The following is a 14157-nucleotide window of genomic DNA, read 5'->3' on the forward strand; positions in this document are numbered from 1 at the left end:
TACGGTTTGTTAATGGAAGACATAAATTACCATCCAACCTGCTATGTTGATCACTCCCGGCAAGCTGCTCGCTAAGATTAACGCTCCGGACGACCTCCGTAACCTGGACCGAACCGAACTCCCGCAAGTCTGTGCCGAACTGCGTCAGTTTATCATCGATAATGTTTCGGTCTATGGAGGGCATTTTGGCGCCAGCCTGGGAGTCGTTGAACTGACGGTTGCCCTCCATTATGTTTTCAATACGCCGGACGACCAGCTCGTGTGGGACGTCGGGCATCAGGCTTACGGACATAAAATCCTGACCGGCCGGCGGGACAGCTTCTATACCAACCGCTTTTACGGGGGACTTTCCGGTTTCCCGAAACGGAAGGAAAGTCCTTATGATTCTTTCGGCGTCGGCCATTCCTCGACCTCCATCTCGGCGGCACTGGGGATGGCGGTGGCGTCACAGCTTCAGAATTACCCGAAGCGCCACCATCTTGCCGTGATCGGCGACGGTGCCATGACCGCCGGTCTGGCCTTCGAAGGCATGAATCATGCCGGCTCGACGGATGCGGACCTGCTCATCGTCCTGAACGACAACTGCATGTCCATCGACCCCAACGTGGGGGCCCTGCGTGAATACCTGACCGACATTACCACCTCGCCGACGTACAACAAGATGAAGGACGAGGTCTGGAATCTGCTGGGCAAGATGAGCAAATTCGGCAAAAGCGCGCAGGAGATCGTTTCCAAAATCGAGTCGGGCCTCAAATCGACGCTGCTTCATCAAAGCAACCTGTTCGAATCGCTGCACCTGCGGTATTTCGGCCCCATCGACGGCCATGACATCGACCATCTGGTGAGCGTCATGAACGATCTGAAGGACATCCCCGGCCCGAAACTGCTGCACTGCCTGACCGTCAAGGGGAAAGGCTACAGCCCCGCTGAAAAGGACCAGACCAAATGGCACGCGCCGGGGCTGTTCGACAAGGTGACGGGCGAGATAAAAAAGAAAGTCTACGATAAACCCCAGCCGCCCAAATACCAGGACGTTTTCGGGCATACGCTGGTCGAGCTGGCCGAAAAGAACGACAGGATCGTCGGGGTGACACCCGCCATGCCTTCCGGCTCGTCGATGAACATCATGATGAAAGCCATGCCCGAACGGGCCTTCGACGTCGGGATCGCCGAGCAGCACGCCGTGACGTTCTCGGCCGGGATGGCGACCCAGGGGCAGGTGGTATTCTGCAATATTTACTCGACCTTCATGCAGCGGGCCTACGACCAGGTCATTCACGACGTCTGCATCCAGGAACTGCCGGTCATTTTCTGTCTGGACCGCGCCGGTTTTGCCGGCGCCGACGGCCCCACTCACCACGGCGCCTACGACCTGGCGTATATGCGGTGCGTTCCGAACATGATCGTATCGGCGCCGATGAACGAACAGGAACTGAGAAACCTGATGTATACCGCCCAGTCGGACGAAGTGCAGCAGGGAGGCCGGGCCTTTACGATCCGGTATCCGCGCGGGGAAGGGGTTATGCCGAACTGGCGGACTCCGCTGGAAAAGGTCGAGATCGGCAGGGGCCGGAAAATATGCGACGGCCAGGAAGTCGCCATCCTGACCGTCGGACCCATCGGAAATTATGCCGTCACCGCCTGCGAACTGCTGAAAAATGAAGGAATTACTCCGGCACATTACGATATGCGGTTCGTCAAACCCCTCGACGAAGCCATGCTGCATGAGATTTTCAGCCGGTTCGACAAGGTGCTGACGGTCGAAGACGGCTGTCTGATGGGCGGCTTCGGCAGCGCCGTTCTGGAATTCATGACCGACCACGGTTACATCGCCCGCGTCAAACGCCTGGGCATCCCCGACGCCATCGTCGAACATGGTGAACAGATCGAACTTCACCGCGAATGCGGATTCGATTCGGAGGGCATCGCCCGGGCCGTTCGCGAACTGATGTTTGCCGAACGGGGGATTATTGTTTAAATAGGGCCGGAAACGGGCGGTTCGACCCGTTTCCGTTACCCTTGCTCCCCAATCACAATGCAGGTTTTCAAGTTTGGCGGTGCGTCCGTAAAGGATGCGGCCGGTGTACGTAATATCGCCCGAATCATTAAGGAAGAGCGTTCGGACCATTTGCTGGTGGTCGTTTCCGCCATGGGCAAAACCACGAATGCGCTGGAAGATCTGGTATGGTCCTATTATCAGAAGACACCGGACGTGAAGGCCGTCTGGGACCGGATACGCGCTTATCACGAACAGATCATGCAGGAACTCGGGTCGACGGGGAAAGGCGCTTACGAGGCCGTTTATGAGTCATTCAAGGCTATTGAAGACTACCTCGCCCAGGAACCCGGCTATAATCCCGACAAAGTATACGATCACCTCGTGTCCTACGGCGAACTCCTGTCCACCCAGATCGTCAATGCCTATCTCAACATGGCCGGTCTGGACTCGTACCTCGTGGACGCCCGCCGGCTGATCCGTACCGATGACGGCTACCGGGAGGCTAAAGTCGACTGGGATCAGACCTGCGAGTACATTACCGACACGCTGGCCGAACTGCTGCAAACAAATGTCATTGTGACACAGGGATTTATCGGCAGTACGCGCGAAGGGTATACGACGACGCTCGGCCGCGAGGGGTCCGACTATACGGCCGCCATTTTCGCCTATTGCCTCGATGCCGACGGCGTTACGATCTGGAAGGACGTTCCAGGCGTGCTGAATGCCGACCCCAAATGGTTCGACGAAACCGTCAAAATCGAAAAACTCACCTACCAGGACGCCATCGAACTGGCCTACTACGGTGCGACGGTCATTCATCCGAAAACCATCAAACCGCTTCAGAACAAGGGAATTCCGTTATACGTACGGTCGTTTCTGAAACCCGGGGAACCGGGAACCACCATCGGGCAGTTCGAGCGCCATCTGCCCGTTCCGTCCTTTATCTTCAAGATCAATCAGATTCTTATCTCACTGCATCCGAAAGATTTCTCGTTCATTGCGGAAGATAACCTGAGCCGGATTTTCGGCCTCTTCGCTACCTACGGCGTGAAAACCAATCTGATGCAGAACACGGCCATCAGCTTTACGGTCGTGGTGGACAATCAGCCCGAACGGCTCGGTCGCCTGCTGCCCCGGCTTCAGGAAGATTTCAAACTGAGTTATAATGAGGATCTGGAGCTGATTACCATTCGCTATTACGATCAGGTAACCATCGACCGCGTTCTGGTCAATAAAAAGCTGCTGCTGGAGCAGAAAAGCCGGTATACCGTCCAACTGGTCGTGAAGGACCTGGGTTGAAACCTTAGAACTTCGGACAGGAGAGCTGTTTGTCCCTTCGTTTGGTTTTCGGCTTGCCCGGAGGAAAGTTGTCGAACGTGTAGGAAATGGAAATCTCGTGGGCGCCCCCGCTGCCCGGGCCGAGCGACGAAATCGTGGCGTCATAGCTGTAACCGATCGAGAAGTTATCCTGGCGAAAGCCCGCCAGTACCACCAGCGATTCGCGGTTGGTAATGGTGGGCGCATACCGTTTGAGCGGCAGACCGCGGTACCACAGCCCGAATACGGCCGGAGAATACGTTAGATAGCAACCCACATCCAGCTGATCATATTTGCCCTGAAACCGGTAATTGACGGCTGGGGAGATGGTTTTTTCCCGCTCCCACTCGTCGCCCAGGCCCGTAAAACCGGCAAACGGAATCCGCAGACCGGCGTGCAGGCTGCCTTTGAGGGGCAGACGGCTGTCGTCGCTGATGACGAAGACCCCCTGGTTCGGCTGGCTCAGGTGATGGGCCGACACCCCGACCCAGTACCAGTCCGAATACACCAGACCGCCCGTCGAAAAATCCACGTAAGACAATTTTGGAGAGCCGTTCGTAACCACGGGGTCCGTGGTGGGATTCCCCGTAAAGCCGCCGTTGTTGTACTGATCCCCGAACGTCAGGCCGAACCAGTTGATGGTGCGGTTCACGTAGGAGCCCTGCACCCCAAGCCGGACGAACGTTTGTTCGGCCACCCGGAACTGATAGGCATAGTGCAGGCCGATGTCCGTGGAGCGGATGCGTCCCTGGCCCTGGTCATCATTCTGCAGCGTCAGGCCGACACCGCTGTTATAGCGTTCGAAGAAATGGTCGATGCTCACCATGGACGTCACGTAGTTCGTGACGGAAGGCCACTGGTTGCGGTAGTTGACCGTAATCCTCGGTGCCAGCGCCGATCCGGCAAAGGCCGGGTTCAGGTACAGGGGAGCCGCATAGAACTGAGAGAACTGCGGGTCCTGCGCCCGGGCGGTCCCAATAGCCAGACAACCAAGGAGAATCAGAGTGTAACTTTTTAACATATCCTGTATCTTTCGAGCAAACAACCTGCCAACTTTCATACCGTATAACGCACCGAAACGGAAAGGATTTTGTGAAGCGAAAAATGAACCGCCGGTAAGATAAAGATAACGGCTGTTGGTGATAGGTGCGAATTGGTAACACATAAAATTTTACAGCCGGGAATTCGTTTACAATAACGTAATACCCGCCGTATCTGTTATGTAAGCATAAAAAATAGGCGGGAGCACTTAACCGGTTTTATTAGCAGCGAATGGCAACCTATACAGGATTGGTACGAAGGCTGGGATGGATGCTTCTGTGTTGGGGGCTGCTCATCGGCGTTGCCAGGGCGCAGCAGACTCCTGCTGCATCGGGCATCAAAGTTAGCGGAAAGCTCTGTACACCTGATCCTTCATGTAAAGACAACCCACCCGTAACGTTTCAGGACACATTAAAGACAAGCTCCCCGGTCCGGTCGCGGCTGTGGGATTTCGGCGATACCGCCAACCCGAACGATACCTCGACGGCCGCCGGCCCCCGGTATGTGTATAACAACCCGGGCACCTACACCGTCACGCTGACCCGGACGCTTCAGGACGGCACTACGGTAAGCTCCACCAACACCGTCACCATCGGAACTCCGCCCCCTTCTTTCCAGAACTGGCGTACGGATACCATGCTCTGCGGAGGCCAGAAAATCACCCTGAACCCCTACCCCAACGGAGCGCCGGCCGGCGTCAGCTACCTCTGGTATCCCAAAGGCGATACGACGGCCACGCTGGAAGTCGACAGCTCGGGCTGTTACTCGGTAGAGGTCTGGTTCGGCACCCAGGCCGACAAGGCCACCGCCTGTTCCGTCGAGGACCGGATCAACGTCAAAATCTGCGGAGAACGTCCGCAGCAGCAGGGTGCCAAGTGGTATTTCGGGAACAATGCCGGGATCGACTTCTCCGGCGGCAGCCCTACCCCGCTCGACGACGGCAAGCTGAATACCGTCGAAGGTTCCTCGTCGATTTCCAATACCAAAGGACAGCTACTGTTCTATACCGGCGGGATTACCATCTACGACAAGGACGGCAATCCCATGAAGCCGCTCAACCCGGCCGATACGGCGCAGCTTCAGGGAAGCCAGACCTCCACCCAGTCGGCGCTGATCGTTCCGCAGCCGACCTGCCGGGGATGCGAATACCTGTACCGGGTCTACACGACCTCGGAAATTCGCGGCAAGAAGGTGCTGACGATGAGCGTGGTCGATATGCGGTATAACCAGGGGAAAGGCGCCATCGTCGAGAAAAATACGCTCGTCGATTCGCTGACGACCGAACGGCTGGCCTCGGTCCGGAACGACCGGGACACGACCTACTGGATGATTTCGCACGAATACGGCAATAACACCTTCAAGATTTACCACGTCACCAAAGGCGGGGTCGAAGGCCCGACCGAATACAACCTGGGGATGCCGCACGACACGATAACCAAGGGGGAAGGCTACATGAAAATCGGTCCGGCCGATACGACCGGCAACGGCAACCGGCCGCTGGCGGTGATCGTGCCCGGCCCGCCGACCAACTACCTCGAAACCTATACGTTCAACGATTCGACCGGCGTTCTGACGGCCGGACCGACCATCAACCTCGGTCCGGCCCCGCCCAAAGCCTACGGCGTCGAGTTTTCGCCCGACGGCAAAAAGGTCTACGTGTCGCTCCAGGGCGACACGGCGACGGCCTCGCAGATCGTCGTCTACGACCTCAGTAATCCGGACCCGGCGGCCATCGAAGCGTCCAAATCCGTTCTCGACAGTACGAAAAGCCGACAATACGGCGCTTTACAGATCGGCTCCGACGGTAAAATCTACGTCGCCATCAAAGACAGCAAGAGCCTTGGAGTGATCGATAACCCCAACGACGAGCTGCTGGCCCCGGCTACCTTCGATCCCAATGGTCTTGACCTGAACGGCCCAACCAGCCAGCTGGGTCTGCCGAACATGGTCGCCAACTTCAACGAGCCGTCGAGTTCGCCGGGTTTCTCCTATGCCGATACCTGCGCCGGCTCACCGACCAGGTTCACGGCAACGCCGAGGTGTCCGCCTTTAAAAGACTCGTATACCTGGACCTGGGGAGACGGCAGCGCCCCGCTGACCACCCAGAATACCGACACGACGCATACGTTCCGCGAGCCGGGCGTTTACAACGTCAGCCTGCGTATCGTTACCAAGCGTTCCGACGGAAGTGTCTGTAAAGACACGACCATCACCCAGCCGGTAACCATCGTCCGAACCCCTGACCCCATCAACTTAGGGCCGGATGTAGACAGTTGTAAGAACACGCATACGCTGGACGCCAAGGTCGAGGCCGGAACGTACATCTGGATTCGCAACGGCCGGGTGCTGAGAGGGTACAACGAACGGACGCTTACCGTCACGACACCGGGCCGGCCGGGTTACAACGGTATCACGCCCGGACGGTTCATCGTGATTGCGGCCAACGGCGGCTGTTTCCAGTCCGATACCGTCGAAGTGATTCTGCGTCGTCCGCCGAACTTCTCCCTCGGCCCCGACACGACGCTCTGTCTGAACGGCTCACTGACCCTGACGGCCAACGGCAACGGCTGGACCAGCTTCCGCTGGAGCACCGGTTCGACCGAACGGACGACCAGCGTCACCAAAGGCGGTTCCTATTACGTGGTAGTTCGGGATGCCACCGGTTGCGAAAACAGCGATACCATCCGGGTCGAGAGCCTGCCGAAGCCTGCCATCACCGCCTTCATGACCCCGCCGTCCGGCTGTACGACGACCGACGGCAGCATCCGGCTTAGTGTCGGGTCGGGCACGGTCCGGCGGTTCGAGTGGAGCGCCGGAGGGCAACCCATCGGCGATTCGTCGGCCATTTTGCGGAACATCCGGGACGGCGAGTATACGGTTCGGATCATCAGCGACAACGCCTGTACGGTCGATACGACGCTGAAACTCCAGTCCAACAACAGCATTGAGGTAAAAGCCGACCCCCAGACCGCCCTCTGCCGAATCCCGCAGAGCGGTTCGATCAAAATTACCATCGTCAAGGGCCGACCGACGCAGTATGTCTGGAAAGACGCGAACGGGCAGACAGTCGGCACCGGCTCCGGCCTGACCGGCATTGACGGCGGGGTGTATAGCCTCGAAGCCCGGGACGAGGGCGGCTGTATCGATACCCTCAACAACATCCGGGTCCCGATCGACACGACCGGTTTCGTCGCGCTCGGTCCGGATCGCGGTAAATGTCTGGGCGATACGGCTTTGCTGGCGTCTCTGGTGCAGACTCAGGGCGACGTTTACCAGTGGAGCAGCGGGCAGACCTCTCCTTCGATTACCGTGAACAATCCGGGCACCTACCGTCTGACCGTCCGGAATACCCGGACCGGCTGCGTCGGTTCCGATGAAGTGGTGGTTACGTTCAATCCGAAACCGGCCGTAGAAGCCGGCCCCCCGCTGGAAGTGTGCTCCAACGGCCAGCCGTTCAATCTCAACGGCGCATCGCCCACGGGAGGCTTCTGGAGCGGGCGGGGTGTCGACAGCACCGGGCGTTTTCTACCGGCCGACAGTCTGGCTGCCGGAACGCAGCCGCTGGTGCTGACCTACTCGGTATCGCAGGGCGGTTGCGTCGCTTCCGACCGGAAGGTGGTTTTCGTGCGGCTTCCGCCCATTGCCAACCTGGGCCCGGATACGACCTTGTGTCCCTCACCGGATTTCCGGCTTCTGGTAACCGGTTCGCCGGGAACCAGCTACCGCTGGTCGACGGGTGATACGACCGCTTCCATCCGGCCGGCCGGTTCAGGCACGTATTCCGTGGTCGCCACGATTGGGGCCTGTTCCGTAACCGAGGACGTCCGGCTGACGTTCAGGCCGCTGCCCAACGTCAGCGTGACGAAGGATGTGCCGCTCTGCGTGGCCGATAACGGAAAAGCCGTCATCCGGGCATCCGGCAATTCGCAGCTGACCTATTTCTGGCCCCATTCCGGCGATTCGACGCCCAGTATTACGGTGATCGAGGTCGGGAGGTATGTGGTCCGGGTCACGGGTGAGAACGGGTGTGTACTGATCGATACGGCCACCGTGGTGGACAAGTGTGAACCGAGGGTGATCATTCCGGATGCCTTCAGCCCCAACGGAGACGGGAATAACGATCAGCTGGATGTTTTCACGGCGTACATCACCGACTTCGAACTGAAGGTCTTCAATCGCTGGGGCGAGGTCATCTTCGTCTCGACGAATCCGGACCAGAAATGGGACGGCATCTACCGCGGAGAAGCCTATCCTTCCATGGTCTATGCCTATACCGTAAGCTTCAAAAGCGTGTATTATCCGGACCGTCCGAAAGTTGTAAAACGCGGTTCAATTCTGCTGGTCAGATAGCGGAAATCTGCACGAAATTGCGTATATTTGAATGAATCAGGTGCCTGTAAAAAGGCTGAAAATCAAGCTGGTTTTCGGGTTTACGGGCACCCTCCCCCATTCAACAAAACACATGCGGAAAGATTTTTTGAAAGGCACGGCCGACGGCCTGTCGGCGACCGAACGTGAGATCGAACGCGCCCTGCGTCCGCTATCGTTCGACGACTTTACGGGGCAGGCCAAAGTGCTGGAAAACCTCAAGGTTTTCGTTCAGGCGGCCCTTCAGCGCGGAGAAGCGCTGGATCACGTGCTGCTCCACGGCCCTCCGGGTCTGGGTAAGACCACGCTGTCGCACATCATCGCCAACGAGCTGAACGCCAACATCAAGATGACGTCCGGGCCGGTCCTCGACAAACCGAGCGATCTGGCCGGCCTGCTCACCAACCTTCAGGAGAACGACGTTCTGTTCATCGACGAAATTCACCGGCTCAATCCGGTGGTGGAAGAGTACCTCTACTCGGCGATGGAAGACTACAAGATCGACATCATGCTCGATTCAGGCCCGAACGCCCGGACGGTGCAGATCAAGCTCAATCCGTTCACGCTCATCGGCGCAACCACGCGGGCCGGTCTGCTGACCTCCCCCCTGCGGGCCCGCTTCGGGATCAACTCCCGGCTGGAATACTACGATGCTGCCCTGCTGACGACTATCGTCAAGCGGTCGGCGGCCATCCTGGGAACGCCGATCGAAGAGGAAGGCGCCTATGAGCTGGCCCGCCGGAGCCGCGGTACTCCGCGGATCGCCAACAACCTGCTCCGCCGGACGCGCGACTTCGCCCAGGTGAAAGGCAGCGGGATCATCACCGTTGACATTGCCGAAATGGCCCTGAAGGCGCTCGACGTCGATCAGAACGGTCTGGATGAAATGGACAACCGGATTCTGATGACCATCGTCGACAAGTTCAAGGGCGGCCCGGTCGGGATTTCGACCATTGCCACGGCCTGCGGAGACGAAGCGGAGACGATTGAGGAGGTATACGAGCCGTTCCTGATTCAGGAAGGCTATCTGAAGCGGACTTCCCGCGGCCGTGAGGCTACGGAAAAAGCCTACCGGCATCTGGGCATCGTACCGGTCTATCGGGATGGAGAACTCTTTAGCTGACGGGAAACAAAAAAGGGAAGCCGAAACGCTTCCCTTTTTTGTCAGGCCAGTATTTTACTGCGATAAATACATTCGATAATTTCGGCAATCGATCCGTCTACCAGAAAGTAGAAGATGTTTTTGCCGCTTCTACGGATTTCCAGAATGCCTTTGTCACGCATGTTGATGAGGTGATGAGAAATCAGCGATTGCTCTGCGTTCAGGTTCTTGTAGATGGTCGAGACATTTAACTCCTTGTTTTCATTCAACATCTGAATGATTTTAATGCGGAGGGGATGAGCGACGGCTTTCAGGACGTAAGCAGCGCGCTCGATCTTTTTTTCATCGTCTAATACCGTTTCCTTTGTCATGACTCTGAGTGCGATTTAGGCGTTTAATGTAACTAAAATTAAGTATTTTATGCACATTGTCAACTATATAAATACCTGAAAATAAGTCAAATTTATTTAAAGGAGGTGCATGTATCCTATTTTGACATGAAAACGCCTTAATTCGACCGGATCGTATCCGGCAAAATCACATTCTTCAATTGATACCAGTAGTTTGCGGAATATTGCTAAATGAAAACCGGGTGCTTGCGACCCGAAGAAGTGAGCGGATGCCGCTGCCGCTCAAATGGGAATTTCCGGGCGGAAAAGTGCAAAGCCCTGAGAGTGAGCAGGAAGCCCTTATCAGAGAGCTGAAGGAGGAACTGAGCATCCGGGTAAGGGTAGGTCCGGCCCTGCCGCCTGTCGATCATACCGACGGGCTGCGGCACATCCGGCTGCTGCCTTACCTCTGCCGTTCCGAAGAGGTCCAAACCATCCGGCTTACCGAACACGCCGAACTGCGCTGGCTGCAGCAGCAGGAGTTACAAACGCTGGACTGGGCGGAGGCCGACCGGCCGGTCGTTACTTACCTGGAAACCCACTGGCCGCAATTATTTTTTCCCTTTCCAGCCGATCAAAAAAACACCTAAAAGAACGAAGAGCGTCCCTACGAATTGAGAGACGGAAATGGTCTCGTGGAGAAACGTGGTGGCCAGCACGATGGTGAAAATAGGGCCGATGCTGGCGATGATCGAGGTGTTGCCCGAACCGACGCGCCTGATCCCCTCGGCAATCATGAACGTCGGGATAACCGTCACGAAAACGGCCATGATGAGCGCCAGCAAATACACCTGCGCCGGGAAATGAAAGAGAGCGAGCCCGTTGACGACGGCGCAGTGCAGGACGGTTACGGCCGTAGCCGCCATCATGGCGTAACAGGTATACCGCTTCGAACCCACCTTCGCGATCATCGAATCGCTGCCGACCAGATACACGGCATAGACCAGACCGCTCAGAACCACCCAGAATGCCCCCAGAAACACATTATTCTGCTGACCGGAGTGAATGTTCGGGGCAAAGGCGACCGCAATGCCGGAATAGGTCAGCAGCAGTGCCAGAAGCTGAAGGCGGCTCACCTTCCGGCGGTAGAACAGCACGCCCAGCAGCAGCACGAAGGTCGGATATACAAACAGCAGAATCCGCTCCAGGCTGGCGGTTACGTAGACCAGGCCGACGAAGTTCAGGAAGCTGGCGATGTAATAGCCGGTAATCCCCAGCAGGGCCAGAATCACCCAGTTACGCATCGACAGGCTCACCGGGGGGAGCTTCCGATTTAGGTTCAGGGCAATGCCGACATAAAACGGCAACGCAAATACCATCCGCAGCGTCAGCAGCGAGATCGAGTCGACCGGATACTGGTAAGCCAGCTTGATCAGAACCCCCTTCATAGCAAAACAAAACGCTGCCAGAAAAACCAGCAGCGCTCCGATCCAGTACCGTATCCGGGGGGTTGATGTCGTCGTTGCCGAGCTGATCATTTTTGCCGGAAAAACAAGGTGAGAGGAACGCCGTCGAAGCTGAAATGCTCCCGGAGTTTGTTCTCCAGATACCGTTCGTACGGCTCCTTGATGTACTGCGGCAGGTTACAGAAAAACACGAACGTCGGCGAAGGCGTCGGAACCTGAAGCATGTACTTGATCTTGATGTGCTTCCCTTTCGTGGCCGGGGGCGGATACGATTCGATTTCCGGCAGCATGGCTTCGTTCAGCTTCGAAGTCGCGATCTTTTTGGTCTTATTCTCAAACACTTCCATGGCTTTCTCCATCACCTGGAAAATCCGCTGTTTCTCGACCACCGAGGCAAAAATGATGGGTAGATAGTCGATGGGAGCCATGCGCTGGCGGATGTCCTTCGCCCATTGGTCGGCGGTTTTGGAATCCTTCTCGACGGCGTCCCATTTGTTGATCATCAGCACCACGCCCTTCTTCGCCTTGACGGCCTGGCCGATGATGTTCATATCCTGCGACTCCATGCCGCGCGTCGCATCCAGCATCACGATCACCACGTCCGACTCCTCCAGGGCCTTCAGCGAGCGCATCACGGAGTAGAATTCGATGTTGTCCTTCACCCGCGACTTCCGGCGAATCCCGGCCGTATCGGTCAGAATGAAATCCTTGCCGAAGGCTTTGTAACGCGTATCGATGGCGTCGCGGGTCGTGCCGGCGATGTCGGTGACGATGCTCCGCTCCTGCCCGATCAAAACGTTCAGGAACGATGATTTACCGACATTCGGGCGGCCCAGAATCGCGATCCGGGGAATACCGGCGTTAGGGTCTTCGACGCCCGGTGACGGGAAGTGTTTCACCACCTCGTCGAGCAGGTCGCCGGTCCCGGTGCCCGTCAGCGAGGAGATCGGAAACGGATCGCCCAGGCCCAGGGCGTAGAATTCGGCCGACGTATGGGCCCGCATAGAGGTTTCGGCCTTGTTGGCGATGACATACACCGGCTTTTTCGACCGGCGCAGCACATTCGCGAAATCCTTGTCGAGATCCGTCAGACCGGCCATGGCGTCGACCATGAACAACACCACCGAAGCCTCATCGATGGCGATTTCGACCTGTTCGCGGATCGATTCCTCAAAAACATCGTCCGATCCGACCACATACCCGCCCGTGTCGATCACGGTAAAGTATTTGTCCGTCCATTCGGCATATCCATAATGCCGGTCGCGGGTGACGCCCGGCTGGTTATCCATGATGGCTTTCCGCTGCTCGACCAGTTTGTTGAACAGCGTTGATTTCCCGACGTTCGGGCGCCCTACGATTGCTACAATATTTGCCATTGTTACTCATCATACCCAAACTGGCGGAGGGAACGCTCCTTGTTCCGCCAGTCGGGTTCTACTTTTACGTATTGTTCAAGGAACACCTTTTTACCGAAGAAGCGTTCCAGTTCTTCGCGGGCCATAATGCCCGTTTTCTTGATCATTTTGCCGCCTTCACCCAGCAGGATAGCCCGCTGCGTGGCCCGCTCGACCAGGATTTCGGCCTGGATGACGATCATGTCGTCCCGTTCCTTAAAGCCGGTAACGACCACTTCGCTGCTGTAGGGGACCTCTTTCTTATAGTTCAGAAAGATTTTCTCCCGAATAATTTCCGACGCAAAGAAGCGTTCCGGGCGGTCGGTGAGTTCATCTTTCGGAAAATACGGCGGATGCACCGGCAGATGGCTGACGACGGCCTCAAAAATGCGGTCGATGTTCTGCGCGTTCAGCGCCGAGATAGGGATGATTTCGGCGGCTTTGAAGTTCTCCTGCCAGTACTGCGTTTTCTCCTCGATCTGTTCGGGCGTCGCCAGGTCGATCTTGTTGATCAGCAGCAGAATGGGTACCTCGGTTTTCTGCAGCCGTACCAGCACGTCGTCTTCGTCGTGCTTCTCGAAAATATCCGTCACGAACAGCACCACGTCGGCATCCTCCAGCGATCCGCGCACGAAGCTCATCATCGATTCATGCAGTTTGTACTGTGGCTTGATGATGCCCGGCGTGTCGGAATAGACCAGCTGAAACTCCTGCCCGTTGTGAACGCCGTTCAGGATGCCCATGATGCGGTGGCGGGTAGTCTGGGCCTTCGAGGTAATGATCGACAGCCGTTCACCGACCAGCTGGTTCATCAGCGTCGACTTGCCGACATTAGGTTTGCCGATGATGCTGACGTAACCGGCTTTGTGATCCGGGCTGAAGGTTTCCGTTGAGATATCCATGCAATTGATAACCAGAGGCTACAGAAAAAAACTCCCCTCCGAGCCACAATTTTTGGCGGGAGGGGTGAAATTTTTCACAAAGATAATTGTTTTTTCTGAAAAGCTGTGTACCTTTGCAGTCCAAACATCGCGGGATGGAGCAGTTGGTAGCTCGTTGGGCTCATAACCCAAAGGTCGCTGGTTCGAGTCCAGCTCCCGCTACGAAGAAAAAGGCCACAACATTGTGGCCTTTTTGCTTT

General features: G+C 56.8%; 10 protein-coding genes and 1 tRNA gene. 6 read left to right on the plus strand and 5 right to left on the minus strand.

Annotated features, from left to right (window positions below):
• Positions 1 to 43: 43 nt before the first annotated feature.
• Both dxs and DX909_RS11950 read left to right on the plus strand, forming a co-directional pair.
• A complete protein-coding gene (gene dxs / locus DX909_RS11945; RefSeq protein ID WP_128545415.1) occupies positions 44 to 1978 on the plus strand; it encodes a 1-deoxy-D-xylulose-5-phosphate synthase in 1935 nt (644 codons plus the stop codon).
• A gap of 57 nt (positions 1979 to 2035) precedes the next feature.
• Positions 2036 to 3298 carry an aspartate kinase gene (locus tag DX909_RS11950; protein ID WP_128545416.1) on the plus strand — a complete coding sequence of 421 codons (1263 nt, stop codon included), beginning with the start codon at positions 2036 to 2038 and terminating at the stop codon, positions 3296 to 3298.
• A 4-nt stretch (positions 3299 to 3302) separates the two neighbouring features.
• Here the strand turns inward: DX909_RS11950 and DX909_RS11955 are convergent, their stop codons facing one another.
• Complete coding sequence (locus tag DX909_RS11955; RefSeq protein WP_128545417.1) at positions 3303 to 4337, minus strand: PorP/SprF family type IX secretion system membrane protein; 1035 nt, start codon at positions 4335 to 4337, stop codon at positions 3303 to 3305.
• 251 nt (positions 4338 to 4588) lie between these two features.
• Here DX909_RS11955 and DX909_RS11960 point away from each other — a divergent pair, with 251 nt between their 5' ends.
• Positions 4589 to 8707 (plus strand): PKD domain-containing protein, encoded by a 4119-nt coding sequence (locus tag DX909_RS11960; protein WP_128545418.1) that lies wholly within the window; start codon positions 4589 to 4591, stop codon positions 8705 to 8707.
• Positions 8708 to 8819: 112 nt separating this feature from the next.
• Positions 8820 to 9848 carry a Holliday junction branch migration DNA helicase RuvB gene (gene ruvB, locus DX909_RS11965; protein ID WP_128545419.1) on the plus strand — a complete coding sequence of 343 codons (1029 nt, stop codon included), beginning with the start codon at positions 8820 to 8822 and terminating at the stop codon, positions 9846 to 9848.
• 41 nt (positions 9849 to 9889) lie between these two features.
• On the opposite strand, the gene DX909_RS11970 is transcribed toward ruvB, so the two are convergent.
• The gene (locus DX909_RS11970; protein ID WP_128545420.1) at positions 9890 to 10198 is read right to left on the minus strand and encodes an ArsR/SmtB family transcription factor; all 309 of its coding nucleotides are present in this window, start codon (positions 10196 to 10198) and stop codon (positions 9890 to 9892) included.
• A 179-nt stretch (positions 10199 to 10377) separates the two neighbouring features.
• Between DX909_RS11970 and DX909_RS11975 the strand changes: the two genes are divergently transcribed.
• A complete protein-coding gene (locus DX909_RS11975; RefSeq protein ID WP_262707511.1) occupies positions 10378 to 10806 on the plus strand; it encodes a (deoxy)nucleoside triphosphate pyrophosphohydrolase in 429 nt (142 codons plus the stop codon).
• On the opposite strand, the gene DX909_RS11980 is transcribed toward DX909_RS11975, so the two are convergent.
• From DX909_RS11980 to era, 3 genes are read right to left on the minus strand one after another with little or no spacing between them, the layout of a single operon-like run.
• Complete coding sequence (locus DX909_RS11980) at positions 10768 to 11694, minus strand: DMT family transporter (protein WP_128545422.1); 927 nt, start codon at positions 11692 to 11694, stop codon at positions 10768 to 10770. The genes DX909_RS11975 and DX909_RS11980 overlap by 39 nt on opposite strands.
• Complete coding sequence (gene der, locus DX909_RS11985; RefSeq protein ID WP_128545423.1) at positions 11691 to 12998, minus strand: ribosome biogenesis GTPase Der; 1308 nt, start codon at positions 12996 to 12998, stop codon at positions 11691 to 11693. The genes DX909_RS11980 and der overlap by 4 nt, the downstream gene beginning before the upstream one ends.
• A gap of 2 nt (positions 12999 to 13000) precedes the next feature.
• Positions 13001 to 13918, minus strand: coding sequence for a GTPase Era (gene era / locus DX909_RS11990; RefSeq protein WP_128545424.1), 918 nt, complete (start codon positions 13916 to 13918; stop codon positions 13001 to 13003).
• Between the two features lie 128 nt (positions 13919 to 14046).
• Here era and DX909_RS11995 point away from each other — a divergent pair.
• Positions 14047 to 14119, plus strand: a tRNA-Met gene (locus tag DX909_RS11995).
• The last annotated feature ends 38 nt before the right edge of the window (positions 14120 to 14157 follow it).

It is taken from the genome of Larkinella soli (genome assembly GCF_003703975.1).
Classification (GTDB): Bacteria; Bacteroidota; Bacteroidia; order Cytophagales; family Spirosomataceae; genus Larkinella; species Larkinella soli.

Excerpts from the sequence above, each read along its gene's own strand:
- der (WP_128545423.1), bottom strand. The coding sequence starts at position 12,998 with ATGGCAAATATTGTAGCAATCGTAGGGCGCCCGAACGTCGGGAAATCA.
- era (WP_128545424.1), bottom strand. The coding sequence starts at position 13,918 with ATGGATATCTCAACGGAAACCTTCAGCCCGGATCACAAAGCCGGTTAC.
- DX909_RS11970 (WP_128545420.1), bottom strand. The coding sequence starts at position 10,198 with ATGACAAAGGAAACGGTATTAGACGATGAAAAAAAGATCGAGCGCGCT.
- DX909_RS11980 (WP_128545422.1), bottom strand. The coding sequence starts at position 11,694 with ATGATCAGCTCGGCAACGACGACATCAACCCCCCGGATACGGTACTGG.
- dxs (WP_128545415.1), top strand. The coding sequence starts at position 44 with ATGTTGATCACTCCCGGCAAGCTGCTCGCTAAGATTAACGCTCCGGAC.
- ruvB (WP_128545419.1), top strand. The coding sequence starts at position 8,820 with ATGCGGAAAGATTTTTTGAAAGGCACGGCCGACGGCCTGTCGGCGACC.
- DX909_RS11955 (WP_128545417.1), bottom strand. The coding sequence starts at position 4,337 with ATGTTAAAAAGTTACACTCTGATTCTCCTTGGTTGTCTGGCTATTGGG.
- DX909_RS11960 (WP_128545418.1), top strand. The coding sequence starts at position 4,589 with ATGGCAACCTATACAGGATTGGTACGAAGGCTGGGATGGATGCTTCTG.
- DX909_RS11950 (WP_128545416.1), top strand. The coding sequence starts at position 2,036 with ATGCAGGTTTTCAAGTTTGGCGGTGCGTCCGTAAAGGATGCGGCCGGT.